Here is a 14,562-nt window from a genome sequence, read left to right as displayed (position 1 = left end):
CTTCTGGCCTGATTGGCTTATGACTCGAGGGGCTAGCGCCCGGAGCTGGACACTAAGAAAAGCGGAGGCGACTGTTCAACTAAGGAACGCAGACTAAAAACGCCACGTCCTGTGGCAACGCCTGCATGACCCACATCCTGTGGGCCTCAAGCATAAGACGCTTTGGAATTGAAGGTGTTCTTTACCTTCGGTTCCAAAGTGGCTTATGACTCGAGGCTCTAGCCGATGGAGCTGGACAATAAGAAAAGCGGAGGGCGCTTGCCCTCCTCGAGATACAAAAAGAGCGTGCAGCCACATAAGGCTGCACGCTCTTCTTTCATTCTTCCTTCCAAATCCGCTCCAGAACATGTCCCTCACCACTGATGGCAATCCTGAAAACATCAGGATTGGACATTTTCATCAGCACATCAAAGCCGCTCTGTTCGTCGAAATATCTGAGCAGGAGCGTGCTCAGATTTCCATGGCTGGCAAGCACGATATGCTTCTCCGGGCGCTGGAGGGCTTCTTTTAAGACGGATGCAGCCCTTGCCATCCCCTCTTCCTGGGTTTCTCCGTCTTCAAAGCGCAGTCTGAAATCATCAAAGCTCTGCATAAGCTTAGTCTGCCAGTCATCAAAATAGAGAGAACTCAAAATCCTTTCCCCTAGCCGCGGGTCAGCAGAAACATCAAGCCCTTTAGACTCAGCAAGAGGCCTGACCGTCTCCAGGGCCCTGATGAAAGGGCTGGAATAGATAAAATCAACAGGCTTATCCTCAAAAAAACCGGCAAGCTTCACCGCCTGCTTTCTTCCCTCTCCAGTCAGCCGGGATTCAAACGGCTGGCCTTCGGCTTTGGCATGGCGAACGATATATAGTGTCTTCAAGCTTTCGCCCCCTTACTTATTCACCGGGATATGGAATTCCTTAAAATCCTCTGCTATATCGGCATCTGGAAACACTGTGCGCGCTTCATTGGTGAGCATTGCCCAGTCTGCTCTTTCGTAGCGTGCACTGATATGTGTGAGGCATAATTTCTTTGCGTTAGCCTGTTTGGCTATTTCCGCAGCCTGAACGGTTGTAGAATGGTAATAGTCGCGTGCCATGGTTTCTTCGCCCGCCTGGAAGGTCGCTTCATGGACAAGCAGATCAGCATCTCTGGCAAGTTCTAGGGCGGTTGCGCACATCCTTGTATCACCAAGGATCGTGATGACCCTCCCTTTAATATCCGGACCGAGAAAATCTGCCGGATTCAAAACAGTGCCGTCCGCCAGCACAGCAGGAATCCCATTTTTGATATCCCTGTAAATCGGACCCGGCATGACTCCCGCTTCCTTCAGCTTATCAGCCTGGAGAGTGCCCGGTTTGTCTTTTTCCATGATCCTGTAGCCAAGAGAAGGGATTCCATGGTCAAGAAGCATTGCCTCCACTTTAAAATCTTCATCTTCGAAAATAACGCCCTCTATTGCCTCAATGATCTTCAGCGGATATTTTAAGCAGGTCCCGCTCACCGAAAGGCTGATTTCAATATAATCCTTCAGCCCCTTTGGCCCATAAACCTCCACCTCTGTCTCGCCTCCCTGGAAGGAGCGGCTTGAGAGAAGTCCGGGAAGGCCGTATATGTGGTCGCCATGCATATGGGTTATAAAAATTTTTTCGATCCTCCTGGGCTTCAGTGATGTATGCAGGATTTGATGCTGGGTAGCCTCGCCGCAGTCAAACAGCCAGACTGTGCCCCGCTCTTCCAGAAGCTTCAATGCCATTGAGGTAACATTTCTAAGCTTTGCCGGTATTCCTGCCCCCGTTCCTAAAAATAATAAATCCACCCATGCCCCCCCTTTACCTGGTAAATATGTTCACTTGCCGTTAAATCGAGTTTTTATAATCAACACTATATCATAAATGCCGGCAGAAAGGTCCTCCCCGACTTCATCCCCATAAAAAACGGATAGTTTCCCGCCCTATTGCGGAAACTAATCAGGCAGCAGCCAAAGGCAGCGCTTTCGCAGGAGAAAGGCGCATATTATTTGCGATTTCATTGGATAAGCTATAAAATTTTATACTTGTATGGGTGTTCTTTTAATGGAAGACTTTTTATAGCCTTTGTTTGTGTCAGGGGCTTCATCCGGGTTGGACCCGATCCAGTGAGCGTGCCGGCATAAAAAGAGCTTTTTTAAAGATAAATCCCGCTGCAGGCCTACAGCATAAGAACTTACATATATTGAAATTTTGTTGAAGAGAGGTTTATGTACCGTGAAACAGAACGAAAAACCAACAGGATTAATCATGATTTTCGGAGCTACCGGCGACCTTGCCAATCGTAAACTGTTCCCTTCCCTCTACAGGCTTTTTGAAAAGGGAAATCTTTCAGAGCGTTTTGCTGTCGTCGGAGTTGCAAGAAGACCGCTTTCCAACGAGGAATTTCAGGAAAATGTAAAAAATTCCGTTCAGTCTGCGATAAAGGACAGCACCAGGCTGGATGAGTTTGCATCCCATTTTTACTATCACTCACATGATGTGACAGATTCAAGCTCATATCTAGCTTTAAAGTCAATGGCTGAAGATCTTGATAATACCTATGGCCTCGAAGGCAACCGTATTTTCTATCTGGCCATGGCACCGGAATTCTTCGGCACCATTGCGGTTCATTTGAAGCAGGATGGCCTGACCGAAACCAATGGATTCAAGCGCCTTGTCATAGAAAAGCCGTTCGGCCATGACCTCGAGTCTGCAAAAGAACTGAACAGCCAGATCAGGCATGCTTTTTCCGAAGATGAAATTTACCGTATTGATCACTACCTTGGTAAACAAATGGTCCAGAATATTGAGGTAATCCGTTTTGCCAATGCACTGTTTGAGCCGCTCTGGAACAACCGCCATATTTCCAATATCCAGGTGACATCAAGCGAGGTCCTTGGGGTAGAAGAACGCGGCCGCTATTACGAAAAGAGCGGGGCCTTAAGAGATATGGTTCAGAATCATATGCTGCAAATGGTGGCACTGCTTGCGATGGAGCCGCCGATCCGTTTGACGACCGATGAGATCCGCTCAGAGAAAGTAAAGGTCCTGCGTGCGATGCGTCCGCTTGAGGGCGATATGGTTCACGAACACTTTGTGCGGGGACAGTATGGCAAAGGCATGCTTGACGGCGAACAAGTGCCGGGATACCGTGAAGAACCAATGGTTGACAGCGAGTCCAATACCGAAACTTTTGTGGCCGGAAGATTGACTATCGACAACTTCCGCTGGGCCGGCGTCCCAATCTATATCAGGACAGGAAAGAGGATGGCCGTCAAGTCAACGAAGATTGTCATCCAATTCAAGGATATTCCGATGAACCTGTACTATGAAACAGGGCAGACAGTCAATCCGAATCTGCTGATCATCCACATCCAGCCTGATGAAGGGATCACGCTTCACCTTAATGCCAAAAAGTCAGGAAACCAGCTTGAAGCGAATCAAGTCAAGCTGAACTTCTCGAATAAAAGCGGCAGCGGCATAAACACGCCGGAAGCCTATGAGAAGCTGCTGTATGACTGCATGAGAGGCGATGCCACAAACTTTACCCACTGGGACGAAGTGGCATTATCCTGGAGCTTCGTGGATAAAATTTCCGAAGTATGGGAAAACCATAAAGCGAAAAACTTCCCTAACTATGAAGCCGGGACAATGGGACCTGAAGAAGCAGATCAGCTGCTTGCAAAAGAAGGATTCTCCTGGTGGCCTGTGGCAGACTTAGACGTTGATAATTGCTAATACAAAAAATCCCTTCGGCTACCCGGAGGGATTTTTATCATTCAAAAAGCCGCCTCGATTGGCGGCTTTTTGAATGCATGTATTAAATCCAGTTCGTATGGAACGTGCCTTCTTTGTCCGTACGCTGATACGTATGGGCCCCGAAATAATCGCGCTGTGCCTGAAGCAGATTGGCCGGGAGGGTTTCCGTCCGGTAGCTGTCATAATAAGAAAGCGCGGCTGAGAAGCATGGAACCGGTATTCCGTTCTGTACAGCAGAGCTGATGATTTCCCGCAGGGCTGCCTGGTAGCTTTCGGCGATTTCCTTGAAATATGGATCAAGCAGAAGATTTTTAAGACCCGGTTCCCTGTCATAAGCTTCTTTGATTTTCTGCAGGAACTGGGCGCGGATGATGCAGCCTCCGCGGAAAATCATGGCGATATCCCCGTATTTCAAATCCCAGCTGTATTCATCCGATGCAGCCCGCATCTGGGCAAACCCCTGTGCATAGGAACAGATTTTGCTCATATATAAAGCTTTGCGGACAGACTCAATGAATGCTTCCCTGTTTCCTTGAAAGCTCTTCGCTTCAGGTCCTTTCAAAAGCCTGCTCGCGTGGACGCGCTCCTCTTTCATGGCCGAAAGGAAGCGTGCAAAGACGGACTCAGTGATAATCGGAAGCGGGACACCTAAATCAAGGGCACTTTGGCTTGTCCATTTCCCTGTACCCTTTTGGCCGGCTGTATCGAGGATCATATCCACGAGCGGCTTGCCTGTTTCCTCATCCTTTTTAGTAAAAATATCTGCTGTAATTTCAATCAGATAGCTGTCGAGTTCGCCCTTATTCCAGTCTGCAAAGACGGTGTGCAGCTCTTCTGCCGACAAGCCGAGTACATTTTTAAGAAGGAAATAAGATTCGGAGATCAGCTGCATGTCTCCATATTCGATCCCATTATGGACCATTTTGACATAATGTCCTGCCCCATCCGGACCTATGTACGTTGTACAAGGCTCGCCATTCACTTTTGCAGAAATATCCTTAAAGATTGGTGCGACAAGGTCATAGGCTTCCTTTTGCCCGCCAGGCATGATGGACGGCCCTTTCAGTGCGCCCTCTTCTCCCCCGGACACCCCGGTTCCGATAAAATGGATGCCAAGCTCGCTCAGCTCTTTATTCCTCCGCTGTGTATCAGCGAAAAAAGTATTTCCGCCATCTATCAGGATATCGCCCTTTTCAAGATGAGGCTTAAGCTGCTCAATCGTTGCGTCCGTTGGGCCGCCCGCTTTGACCATCAGCATAATTTTCCGCGGCTTTTCAAGGGAATTGACAAACTCTTCAATCGAGTAAGTTCCGGTAATATTCTTCCCTTCGGATTCTTTAAGCATTTCTTCCGTTTTTTCAGAAGATCTATTGTAGACAGAAACAGCATACCCCCTGCTTTCAATGTTCCAGGCAAGGTTTTTTCCCATAACGGCAAGGCCGATAACTCCTATTTCCTGTTTAGTCATATCATTCTCCCTTTCTGCTTCTGAAGCTGGTATCTACACCCGGCAAGCCACGCCATCGAAAGGCTGCTGCCAATAATAATGTCTCAAAACGGCAAAAGGAATGCAACTAATCAAACTTGGGCTTTCCCTTCTTAGTTTGACGTTCCATTCCTTTTATAAACATTATTCATGATCTTTTTGAGCCGGATGCTGGATTTGGCGTTTTCCCGCACCGTGGAGGAAATCCTTATTGAAGCTGGTATCTGTCCCAATTACAGGTTTGTCCGCCTCATCGCCCCCAGCTCCGGCAAGGTCGATGATTTTATCCCCGAATTTGGTCCGCAGATCGGCCAGGGTTTTGAAAAGCGGCTCTTTCCTGGCCTCTTTCTCATAAGAAAATAAATCAAGCTGGCGGACAGCCTGGTCCTGCTCCACGAGTTCCTGAGCCGTAACCCCGAGGAGGCGGACGGGATCTCCATTCCAGTGCCTAATGAACAGCTTCCGGCTGAAAGCAGCCAGATCTTCCTTTAAGCTGACAGGGTTATCCAGCTTCCTGCTCCTTGTAATTGTCTTTCTGTCTTTATAGCGGATGGTGATGCCCAGGGCTGACGCATATACCTTCTTTTTTTTCAGGCGGACAGCTACCTTTTCCGACAGCATATCAAGCACCTTAAAGAGCTCCTGCTGATTGGACACATCCCTTGGGAGCGTAGTAGAATTGCCCACACTCTTAAATTCAGCTGCAGACTCCGGGTCTACGGGCCTGCGGTCGATCCCGTTCGCCCTCTCTTTCAGTCGCGGCCCGTTGATGCCAAGCAACCCTTTCAGCTGAAGATCATTAGCTTCGGCGAGGCTGCCAATCGTCTCAATCTGGAGGGTGCGAAGCTTCTCGGCTGTCTTTTTGCCGACTCCATGCATTTCCTCCACAGGCATCGGCCAAAGGATATTTCCTATATCGCGTTTCCGCAGCACGGTGATGCCCATCGGTTTCTTCATATCTGAAGCCATTTTAGCAAGAAATTTATTGGGGGCCACCCCTATGCTGCAGGGCAGATCAAGCTGATCAAGTATCTGCTTCTGGATGCTCCCGGCAATTTCAAGCGGCGCTCCATACTCATAGCTATCTGTAATATCGACATACCCTTCATCGATGGAGACAGGCTCAACAAGCCCGGAATATTGGCCGAGTATATTGAACATTCCCATAGAGGCAGCGCGGTACCGTTCAAAATTCGGTGTCATTACGATCAGCTGCGGGCACAGCTTTTTGGCCTCCCATAAGGGCATTGTTGTCCTGACGCCGAACTTTCTTGCTTCATAGCTGCATGTGACGATTATTCCCCTTCGCTCTTCTGCATTTCCGGCAATCGCCAGCGGCTTCCCTTTCAGCTCAGGATTATAGGCCATTTCGACTGAAGCGTAGAAGCTGTTCATATCAACGTGCAAAATGACCCGCCCGTTCTTTGGATATAATTCTCTCATGCCTCTGCACTTCCCTGACTTAATGATAGCTATATTTTATCAAAATTCCGCATCCAAGGCTAAGAAAGCAAAAGAGCCTGCAGCAGCAGGCCCTTTTAAAATGCGCAAGCGCCCTGGCCATCCTTAAGGAACGAGGGGACATCAGGCGCAGCTGCTAGACAGTAATCAAAGTCGCAAAAGATATATACTTACTTTGATAAAAAAGTTAGACAGCCTCTTCTTTCCTATCTTTCATAAACTCTTTGATTTCGCGGATGCCTTCAAGCGCTTGTACGAGCCTGAGAGGATCGATGATTGTGATAAGCCGGCTTCCTAAGGCTGCAACTCCGCTGAAGTAGGTGGTTTTCTGATAAGCAGCAAGTCCAAGTTCTTTGACAGCTTCCTTTGGCATATCAATAATTTCCTTAGCCTCTGCTACCGAAGCCCCAAGGGAAAGCTCTTCTGTCTGCAGCACAATCATTCTGGCTGCATCAGAATCTGCCTGGCTGCGGTCATAGAGAATATGCTCAAAATCAATGACAGGAATCAATTCTCCCCTTACCTTTGAAATTCCCTTCACATATGCAGGGAGATGAGGTATCGGTGTGATATCCTCAGCCTTTTCGATTGAAATGACATATTCAATCGGGATCGCATATTCCTCTTTGCCTACCTGAAACACAATCATTTTTTTATTTTCATCCATTGCTTTTGTCCCTCCGTCCGCTAAAAGTCCCTGGCGGCTATGCATATCTATTACAAATATACCATATTTTTTACTGATCCGGGAATTAACTATGTAAAATGTACCTTCTGTTAAGAAGAAAAAACGGGAGGAGCCGCTGGCCCTCCCGCTGATCATTATTCGTTGCCGGATACTTCATTGATGATTGCTACAACCATTTCTCCAAGCTTGTTCAGCTCTTCAACCGGCATGCGTTCATTGGTTGTATGGATTTCCTCATAGCCTACAGCCAGGTTGACTGTCGGGATGCCGAAGCCGGCAATCACATTCGCGTCACTGCCTCCGCCGCTATGGAGAAGCTCACTGCTGCGGCCGATTTTGGCTGCAGCTTTCTTTGCTACTTCCACCACATGATCACCTTCTCCATATTTGAAGCCTGGGTACATAACCTGGATTTCAACATCGGCTTTGCCGCCCATTTCTTCTGCTGCGCTTTCAAATGCTTCCTTCATCTTGGCTGCCTGCGCTTCCATCTTTTCGCCAATAAGGGAACGGGCTTCTGCCAGGATGTCGACACGGTCGCAAACGATATTTGTCTGCTGACCGCCTTCAAATCTGCCGATATTGGCAGTCGTTTCCTCATCAATGCGTCCAAGCGGCATGCGGGCCACTGCTTTTGCTGCGATGGTGATGGCAGAAACGCCTTTCTCAGGTGCCACACCGGCATGAGCAGTTTTGCCTTGGATGACAGCTTTCACCTTGGCCTGTGTCGGAGCTGCTACAATAATATTCCCAACCTTGCCGTCGCTGTCGAGCGCATAGCCAAACTTGGCCTTTACAAGGGAACGGTCAAGCGCCTTCGCTCCGACCAGCCCTGATTCTTCGCCGGCTGTGATGATGAACTGGATGGTACCATGCTCTATATTCTGCTCTTTAAGAACCCTGACGACCTCAAGCATAACTGCAAGGCCTGCTTTATCGTCTGCACCAAGGATGGTAGTTCCGTCAGTCACCACATAGCCGTCCTTAATTGATGGCTTGATGCCCTTCCCGGGAACAACAGTATCCATATGGGAAGTAAAATAAATGGTATCAACGCCCTCTTTTGTGCCTTCAAGCGTGCAAATCAGATTTCCGGCACCATGGCCTGTTTCAGCAGTTGTATCGTCCTCAAAAACATCGACTCCAAGATCAGTGAATTTCTTTTTCAGGACTTTGGCGATTTCTGCTTCATGCTTTGTTTCGGAATCTACCTGGACAAGCTCCAGGAATTCATTTAGTAAACGCTCCTGATTGATCATAATGTTAAAACCTCCAATATGTATGCGTACTAACCTAGTATACCGCTCACATCATTCAACAGCAACCGGAGAGCCTGCCTGGGGAGAGGACTGCAGACTGGTTCCATAAGAAAAAAGGAAGGGAGTATTCCCTTCCAATCAACAGCATTTATAAGGGGATATTCCCATGCTTTTTGGCCGGCCGCGACTCCTTTTTATTCCGGAGCATCTCAAGTGCCTGAATGAGTTTAATTCTCGTATCCCGTGGATCAATGACATCATCCACCATGCCGCGGCTGGCAGCCACATAAGGATTGGCGAACTTTTCGCGGTATTCTTCGATCTTCTGTTCCCTGACTGCTTCAGGATTGCTGCTGCCCTGGATTTCGCGCGCAAAAATGATATTGGCTGCTCCTTGAGGGCCCATGACCGCAATTTCAGCATTGGGCCAGGCAAACACAAGGTCAGCGCCGATGGATTTGCTGTTGAGGGCAACATAGGCGCCGCCATAGGCTTTCCGGAGGATCACGGTCAGCTTCGGAACAGTCGCCTCCGAATAGGCATAAAGGATCTTGGCCCCATGCCTGATGATCCCTCCGTGCTCCTGCTTGATGCCCGGGAAGAAACCGGTTACATCTTCAAAGGTAATGAGCGGAATGTTGAAGGAATCGCAGAAGCGGATAAATCTTGAAGCCTTATCGGAAGAATCAATATCAAGCCCGCCTGCCATTACCTTGGGCTGATTGCAGACAAGACCGACTGATTCGCCTTTGATCCTCGCCAGCCCGACAACAATATTCCTGGCAAAATCCTGCTGAACCTCCATGAACGATCCTTCATCCACAATCTGTTCCACTACTTTGCGGACATCATAAGGCCTCAGGCTGTCAAATGGGATGCAGTCAGTCAGATCAGGCCGGTAATCGTCCTCTTCATCTGCTGAAAGCCGCGGCGGCTTTTCCCCGCTGTTCTGGGGAAGGTAGCTGAGAAGCCTTCTTACCTGCTGGAGGACTTCCTCTTCTGTTCCGCCCATGAAGTGGGCATTGCCGCTTATTGAATTATGTACCTCTGCGCCGCCAAGGTCTTCTGAAGAAATCTTTTCGCCTGTGACGGTCTCAATCACTTTCGGGCCGGTAATGAACATTTGGCTCGTTTTTTCGACCATAAAGACAAAGTCTGTTATAGCTGGCGAATAAACGGCCCCGCCTGCACACGGGCCCATAATGACAGAAAGCTGCGGAATCACGCCGGAATAGATGCTGTTGCGGTAGAAAATGTGGCCATAGCCGTCAAGCGACACAACCCCTTCCTGGATCCTTGCCCCTCCTGAATCGTTCAGCCCGATGAAGGGAGCGCCGTTTTTGGCAGCAAGATCCATGACATTTGCGATTTTTTTTGCGTGCATCTCGCCAAGCGCGCCGCCAAATACGGTGAAGTCCTGGGAGAATAAGTAGACAGGCCGGCCGTTTACCTTTCCATAACCTGTAACAACCCCGTCTCCCGGCCCCTTTGCCCTGTCAAGGCCAAAGTCCGTCGATCTGTGCTCAATAAAGGGATTCAGCTCCACAAAGGTCCCTTCATCCAGCAGCAGGCCGATCCGCTCCCTTGCAGTAAGCTTCCCTTTCTCATGCTGCTTCTCTATCCGCTCATCTCCTCCGCCCAGTTCAACCTCCCGGCGCCGGTCGTACAGCTCATTGATTTTTTCATAGATGTCCGTCATGCTTCTTCCAGTCCTTTCTTCTCGCAGAATTCATAGAGTACGCTCCCGGATGACTTTGGATGGATAAACGCCACCTTCGCACCGCCCGCGCCTTTCTTGGCTTCATCATTAATCATTCTGATGCCTTTTTCTTTTATCTCTGCTATTCTTTCATTGATAGAGTCCACACCCAGTGCAATATGGTGGATGCCTTCTCCCCGCTTTTCGATGAATTTTGCTATTGGGCTGCCTTCTCCCAGCGGTTCGAGAAGCTCAAGCTTTGCATTTCCTGCAAGAAGGAATGCCACCCTGACCCGCTCAGATTCGACATCTTCCACACCAAGCAGCTCGAGGCCGAGCACATCTGTATAAAATGGAAGAGCACTGTCAAGCGAGCTGACAGCGATCCCAATATGATCCACTTTGTTAATCATTTATGAACCCCCCCGCTTGCATAATACTCTTAATATTCGATAAAAATGTCGAAATTCCTTCAAATATTGAGCGGTTGTTCATTTTGAATTTTCTTAGTAGAATAGAGTAATAATAGATTAGAATGTCAGAAGGAGGGGCTCCTGCTTGTCTAATAAAAAATTCCGCAAGATCATCGTATATTTAATGATTTTTGCCATGCTCGCATCCACCCTTGCTGTTGGAGCAGCCATGTTTTTATAGAAACGAAAAAAAGGATCGCCTTATGGCGGTCCTTTCTAACTATAGATAGATTCAATGAAATTTGAGCTTTACCATGATTTCTTTTGGTAATGAGAATGTTGATTTCCATTCCAGGCACTTCGCTTTCCGCGGGGCGGCGCTGCAATCACGCAGGAGTCTACGTGCCTTCCACTCCAATCGACAGATTTACAAATTTTTATGGCATTATGTGGCCTATTTAAGGGCATCCGATCCTTTAATACAACAACGAATTCAAAGAGGCCGTCTTAGGAAGCGGATCAGAAAGGTTTCTATTGGGCCCGCTTTTAAGCACGATTTTTTTTATTTGGAGATTTGCCTGCTGCTCTTATTTTAAGTATTTTACTGCTTATAAGGCCATACTTTATTTAGTTCACTGATAGCACCGTACTCTTTACCCAGCTCTTCAAAGCTTTGGCCGGTTGATACAACCAGCACTTTGGTCCCGATGGGGATGAGTTCGAACAGGGACTCGATTGCTTCATTCTGCATGCGGACACAGCCGGAGGAGACATATTTGCCGATGGATCCGGGCTCATTTGTCCCGTGTATCCCATATATCCGCCCGTCCGTCTCCTCAGCATCAAAGCCGATCCATCTCGTTCCGAGAGGATTTTCCGGAGAACCGCCAGGAATGTTTTTTCTTCTGTAATAAGGCTCCTTCGCCTTGACTGTGACAGTAAAAAGCCCCTCCGGCGTCAAATCAGCCGTCTTGCCGGTGGCAGCGCTTATGACCGTCTGGACCCTGTTTTCGTCAACAAGCGCAAGCTCATTTGTCTGTTTATTGATGATGACGAAAGGGTCTCCAGGCAGCGGATTGGGCCCGATCGGCCAGATAGGAGAAAATGAAAAAGAAAGCGCAAGGATTGAAAGCATTTTAAGCATCCATTTCACCAGCCTGTATCATTTTTGAATAGCTTCTGCCTGCATGCCCCCGATTATGCGCTTTTCTCTTTTTTCAATCCTTTAAAAGAGCTTTTAATGACCAAATATTGTTCCATTTCTTTAACAAAATGCAGGAGGGCCGCACGCGCTTCAAACTCCTCCCTTGTTCGTGGGAGGTCGCTCTCTTCGAAAGAAAGCTTCATCCGCAGCAGCTTTTCCAGATACACAATCGCTGTATTGCCGGGATGAATATTGTTTGACAGCTCTTCGATGAAATCAGCGACAATCTCTCCCTGCTCCACAGTAAGGCCGATCGATGTAACGGTCGGCAGCACCCTTTCAATGATTTCAAATTGCTTTTCCCTCATTTTAAAATAATGGTAGTAGGAGTTTTCATTGCGCAGGAAGTGATTTTCAACATCCCTGAAGGCAAGGGTCTTGGCTTCCGAGATCAGCCTCTCTGTACCGGTGATCTCCCTGCCGTCCCAGTCGCTTTCATTGGTTCGGAGATAGGTGATGATTTCATCAAATATCCTTTTGAAGTTATCTTCAATCTGAAGCTGATATTTTTCAAGCTTTCTGTCAAGGCTTGGCATATACAGATTCGCCAGCAGCGCCACTCCTATCCCGACAGTTATGATTCCAAGTTCATTCAAAAGCAGGCTGCCAGTAACCTCGCCCGCAGAATAAATATGCAGGGTGATTACACTGCTGGACACCACCCCTTCACTTGCCTTCAGCATCACAGCCGTGGGGATGAAGAATAACAGCAGCAGCCCGATCACAGCCGGATGATATGCAATGCCTTCAAAGAATACGGTGGAAAAGACCATAGAAAGCAGACAGGCCAGGAATCTGGCCCAGGAAGCTGTAAGCGACCTTTTTTTTGTCACTTGGATGCATAAAATCGTCAATATGCCTGCAGATACAAAGTTATTAAGCCCAAGCATTTGTGCAATGATAATGGAAACAGCTGTCCCGGCAGCAGTTTTAATCGTTCGGTATCCTATTCTGAATTTCATATCATGCACTCCTATACATAGCAGCCATTCAGCGGAAATGAATACCCCTGAAGGCTGTAATAAACTTATGTAAAGCCTCCCCGATATGCCGTGGGAAAAGCCGGCCAATTGAAAAAGAAGATGATCTGGGACCATCTTCTTCCTAATTATACGTTTTAAAGCACTTTTTGCAAGAAGTCTCTTGCCCTTGGACTTTTAGGACTCGAGAAAAATTCTTCCGGAGGAGAATCCTCTACAAGAACCCCTCCATCCAGAAAGAGGACCCGGTCTGCCACTTCCTTGGCAAAGCCCATTTCATGGGTCACGATCACCATGGTCATACCGCTGTGGGCAAGGGACTTCATGACGTCCAGCACTTCCTTGACCATTTCGGGATCCAGGGCAGATGTCGGCTCGTCAAACAGCATCATGTCCGGCTGCATAGCCAAAGCCCTGGCAATGGCCACCCTCTGCTTTTGTCCCCCTGACAGGCGGTTCGGGTATTCATTCGCCTTCTCTGAAAGGCCAACCTTCTGCAAAAGCCCGGTGCCGATTTTTTCAGCTTCCTGCTTGGAAACTCCTTTTACTTTCATCGGGGCATATGTGAGATTCTCCAGCGCTGTCATATGCGGGAACAGGTGGAAGTGCTGAAAAACCATGCCTACTTCCTGCCTCACCTTCATAATATCCGTTTTCCGGCCGGTTACTTCCTCTTTGCCGATGAATATCCTGCCATCCGTTGGCTGCTCAAGCAGATTCAGGCACCGCAGAAATGTTGATTTCCCGGAGCCGGAAGGGCCGATGACCGCCACCACTTCACCGTCCTGGACCGTTGTGCTGATCCCTTTCAGCACCTCCAGGCTGCCGAAATTTTTGTGCAGATTCTCTACCTTAATCACTTCGCCTCATCCTCCTTTCAACCGCTTTGCCGATGATCGTCAATGTGATGACCATTACATAATAAATCAGGCCCGCAATCAGAAGAGGCTCAAAGAAGGAATATTTCTCGGCGCCCACCTGATAGGAACGGCGCATAATATCCATGACTCCTATTGTTGTAACGATCGCTGATTCCTTCGTAAGTGTGATAAATTCATTCATGAGGGCTGGAAGGATGTTTTTCAGTGCTTGCGGGAGGATGATATCCCACATCATCCTTTTATAAGGAATCCCAAGGGCCATTGAAGCTTCCCGCTGCCCTTTGTCCACCGCCAGTATCCCGGCTCTGATCACCTCAGATATATAGGCTGCGGAATTGAGCCCGAAAGACAGCACTGCCGCTGCATACGGCTCTATCTGGAAGCCGATGATCTGGGGAGAACCATAATAAATGAGCATCAATTGAAGCACCAGCGGCGTTCCTCTAAAGATGGAAGTATACGCATCCGCCAGCCAGCCAAGATACTTTAAAGAGCTTATCTTAAATAATGCAAGAATAATTCCGAGTGCAAAGCCAAGAAGACCTGCAAGCAGCACAATTTGCAGGGTGACGCCAATCCCTTTTAATATATATGGCATTGACGGGATAAACTGAGCAAAATCCAAATTCATAATCTGTCTCATTCCTCTCTTTCTGAGGCGCATTCAATGGCAGCCTGCTTATCTTCGGCAGCTTGTCCATTCGGTTCGCTAGCCCGGACTGAAAGGCTGTCCATTCCA

General features: G+C 48.2%; 14 protein-coding genes. 2 read left to right on the top strand and 12 right to left on the bottom strand.

Annotation, left to right across the window (positions count from 1 at the left end; translation table 11 throughout):
• Positions 1-316: 316 nt before the first annotated feature.
• Complete coding sequence (locus Q9R36_RS06055; RefSeq protein WP_101550240.1) at positions 317-862, bottom strand: histidine phosphatase family protein; 546 nt, start codon at positions 860-862, stop codon at positions 317-319.
• A 12-nt stretch (positions 863-874) separates the two neighbouring features.
• Positions 875-1,801, bottom strand: a complete 927-nt coding sequence (gene rnz, locus Q9R36_RS06050) for a ribonuclease Z (protein WP_101550242.1) — start codon at positions 1,799-1,801, stop codon at positions 875-877.
• A gap of 427 nt (positions 1,802-2,228) precedes the next feature.
• Between rnz and zwf the strand changes: the two genes are divergently transcribed.
• Positions 2,229-3,731 carry a glucose-6-phosphate dehydrogenase gene (gene zwf, locus Q9R36_RS06045; protein WP_041825238.1) on the top strand — a complete coding sequence of 501 codons (1,503 nt, stop codon included), beginning with the start codon at positions 2,229-2,231 and terminating at the stop codon, positions 3,729-3,731.
• Positions 3,732-3,813: 82 nt separating this feature from the next.
• On the opposite strand, the gene gndA is transcribed toward zwf, so the two are convergent.
• The 6 genes from gndA to mce form a co-directional block, all read right to left on the bottom strand.
• Positions 3,814-5,220, bottom strand: coding sequence for an NADP-dependent phosphogluconate dehydrogenase (gene gndA / locus Q9R36_RS06040; protein ID WP_248137401.1), 1,407 nt, complete (start codon positions 5,218-5,220; stop codon positions 3,814-3,816).
• Positions 5,221-5,382: 162 nt separating this feature from the next.
• Positions 5,383-6,681, bottom strand: a complete 1,299-nt coding sequence (locus Q9R36_RS06035) for a DNA polymerase IV (RefSeq protein ID WP_148949115.1) — start codon at positions 6,679-6,681, stop codon at positions 5,383-5,385.
• A 205-nt stretch (positions 6,682-6,886) separates the two neighbouring features.
• On the bottom strand, positions 6,887-7,366 hold the full coding sequence (locus Q9R36_RS06030) for a chemotaxis protein CheW (RefSeq protein WP_035403057.1): 480 nt from the start codon (positions 7,364-7,366) through the stop codon (positions 6,887-6,889).
• Positions 7,367-7,521: 155 nt separating this feature from the next.
• Positions 7,522-8,646, bottom strand: a complete 1,125-nt coding sequence (locus Q9R36_RS06025) for a M20/M25/M40 family metallo-hydrolase (RefSeq protein ID WP_009794712.1) — start codon at positions 8,644-8,646, stop codon at positions 7,522-7,524.
• Positions 8,647-8,794: 148 nt separating this feature from the next.
• Positions 8,795-10,345 (bottom strand): acyl-CoA carboxylase subunit beta, encoded by a 1,551-nt coding sequence (locus tag Q9R36_RS06020; protein WP_009794711.1) that lies wholly within the window; start codon positions 10,343-10,345, stop codon positions 8,795-8,797.
• Positions 10,342-10,758, bottom strand: a complete 417-nt coding sequence (gene mce, locus Q9R36_RS06015) for a methylmalonyl-CoA epimerase (RefSeq protein WP_022544170.1) — start codon at positions 10,756-10,758, stop codon at positions 10,342-10,344. Before mce ends, Q9R36_RS06020 begins: the two co-directional genes overlap by 4 nt.
• 145 nt (positions 10,759-10,903) lie before the next feature.
• Here mce and prli42 point away from each other — a divergent pair, with 145 nt between their 5' ends.
• Positions 10,904-10,999: a stressosome-associated protein Prli42 gene (gene prli42 / locus Q9R36_RS06010; RefSeq protein ID WP_022544171.1), complete on the top strand. Its 96-nt coding sequence runs from the start codon at positions 10,904-10,906 to the stop codon at positions 10,997-10,999.
• A 360-nt stretch (positions 11,000-11,359) separates the two neighbouring features.
• On the opposite strand, the gene Q9R36_RS06005 is transcribed toward prli42, so the two are convergent.
• From Q9R36_RS06005 to Q9R36_RS05990, 4 genes are all read right to left on the bottom strand, one after another.
• Positions 11,360-11,902, bottom strand: coding sequence for a L,D-transpeptidase (locus tag Q9R36_RS06005; RefSeq protein WP_224951477.1), 543 nt, complete (start codon positions 11,900-11,902; stop codon positions 11,360-11,362).
• A 53-nt stretch (positions 11,903-11,955) separates the two neighbouring features.
• Positions 11,956-12,924, bottom strand: coding sequence for an aromatic acid exporter family protein (locus Q9R36_RS06000; protein WP_009794990.1), 969 nt, complete (start codon positions 12,922-12,924; stop codon positions 11,956-11,958).
• A 155-nt stretch (positions 12,925-13,079) separates the two neighbouring features.
• On the bottom strand, positions 13,080-13,802 hold the full coding sequence (locus tag Q9R36_RS05995) for an amino acid ABC transporter ATP-binding protein (protein WP_009794988.1): 723 nt from the start codon (positions 13,800-13,802) through the stop codon (positions 13,080-13,082).
• Positions 13,795-14,454: an amino acid ABC transporter permease gene (locus Q9R36_RS05990; protein ID WP_094767253.1), complete on the bottom strand. Its 660-nt coding sequence runs from the start codon at positions 14,452-14,454 to the stop codon at positions 13,795-13,797. The genes Q9R36_RS05995 and Q9R36_RS05990 overlap by 8 nt, the downstream gene beginning before the upstream one ends.
• Between the last annotated feature and the right edge of the window lie 108 nt (positions 14,455-14,562).

It is taken from the genome of Bacillus sp. AG4(2022), from assembly GCF_031844465.1.
Classification (GTDB): Bacteria; Bacillota; Bacilli; order Bacillales; family Cytobacillaceae; genus Bacillus_AB; species Bacillus_AB infantis.
This window is presented reverse-complemented; position numbering and strand designations above follow the sequence as displayed.

Excerpts from the sequence above, each read along its gene's own strand:
- gndA (WP_248137401.1), bottom strand. The coding sequence starts at position 5,220 with ATGACTAAACAGGAAATAGGAGTTATCGGCCTTGCCGTTATGGGAAAA.
- Q9R36_RS06025 (WP_009794712.1), bottom strand. The coding sequence starts at position 8,646 with ATGATCAATCAGGAGCGTTTACTAAATGAATTCCTGGAGCTTGTCCAG.
- Q9R36_RS06005 (WP_224951477.1), bottom strand. The coding sequence starts at position 11,902 with ATGCTTAAAATGCTTTCAATCCTTGCGCTTTCTTTTTCATTTTCTCCT.
- Q9R36_RS05990 (WP_094767253.1), bottom strand. The coding sequence starts at position 14,454 with ATGAATTTGGATTTTGCTCAGTTTATCCCGTCAATGCCATATATATTA.
- Q9R36_RS06020 (WP_009794711.1), bottom strand. The coding sequence starts at position 10,345 with ATGACGGACATCTATGAAAAAATCAATGAGCTGTACGACCGGCGCCGG.
- Q9R36_RS06035 (WP_148949115.1), bottom strand. The coding sequence starts at position 6,681 with ATGAGAGAATTATATCCAAAGAACGGGCGGGTCATTTTGCACGTTGAT.
- mce (WP_022544170.1), bottom strand. The coding sequence starts at position 10,758 with ATGATTAACAAAGTGGATCATATTGGGATCGCTGTCAGCTCGCTTGAC.
- Q9R36_RS06030 (WP_035403057.1), bottom strand. The coding sequence starts at position 7,366 with ATGGATGAAAATAAAAAAATGATTGTGTTTCAGGTAGGCAAAGAGGAA.
- Q9R36_RS06000 (WP_009794990.1), bottom strand. The coding sequence starts at position 12,924 with ATGAAATTCAGAATAGGATACCGAACGATTAAAACTGCTGCCGGGACA.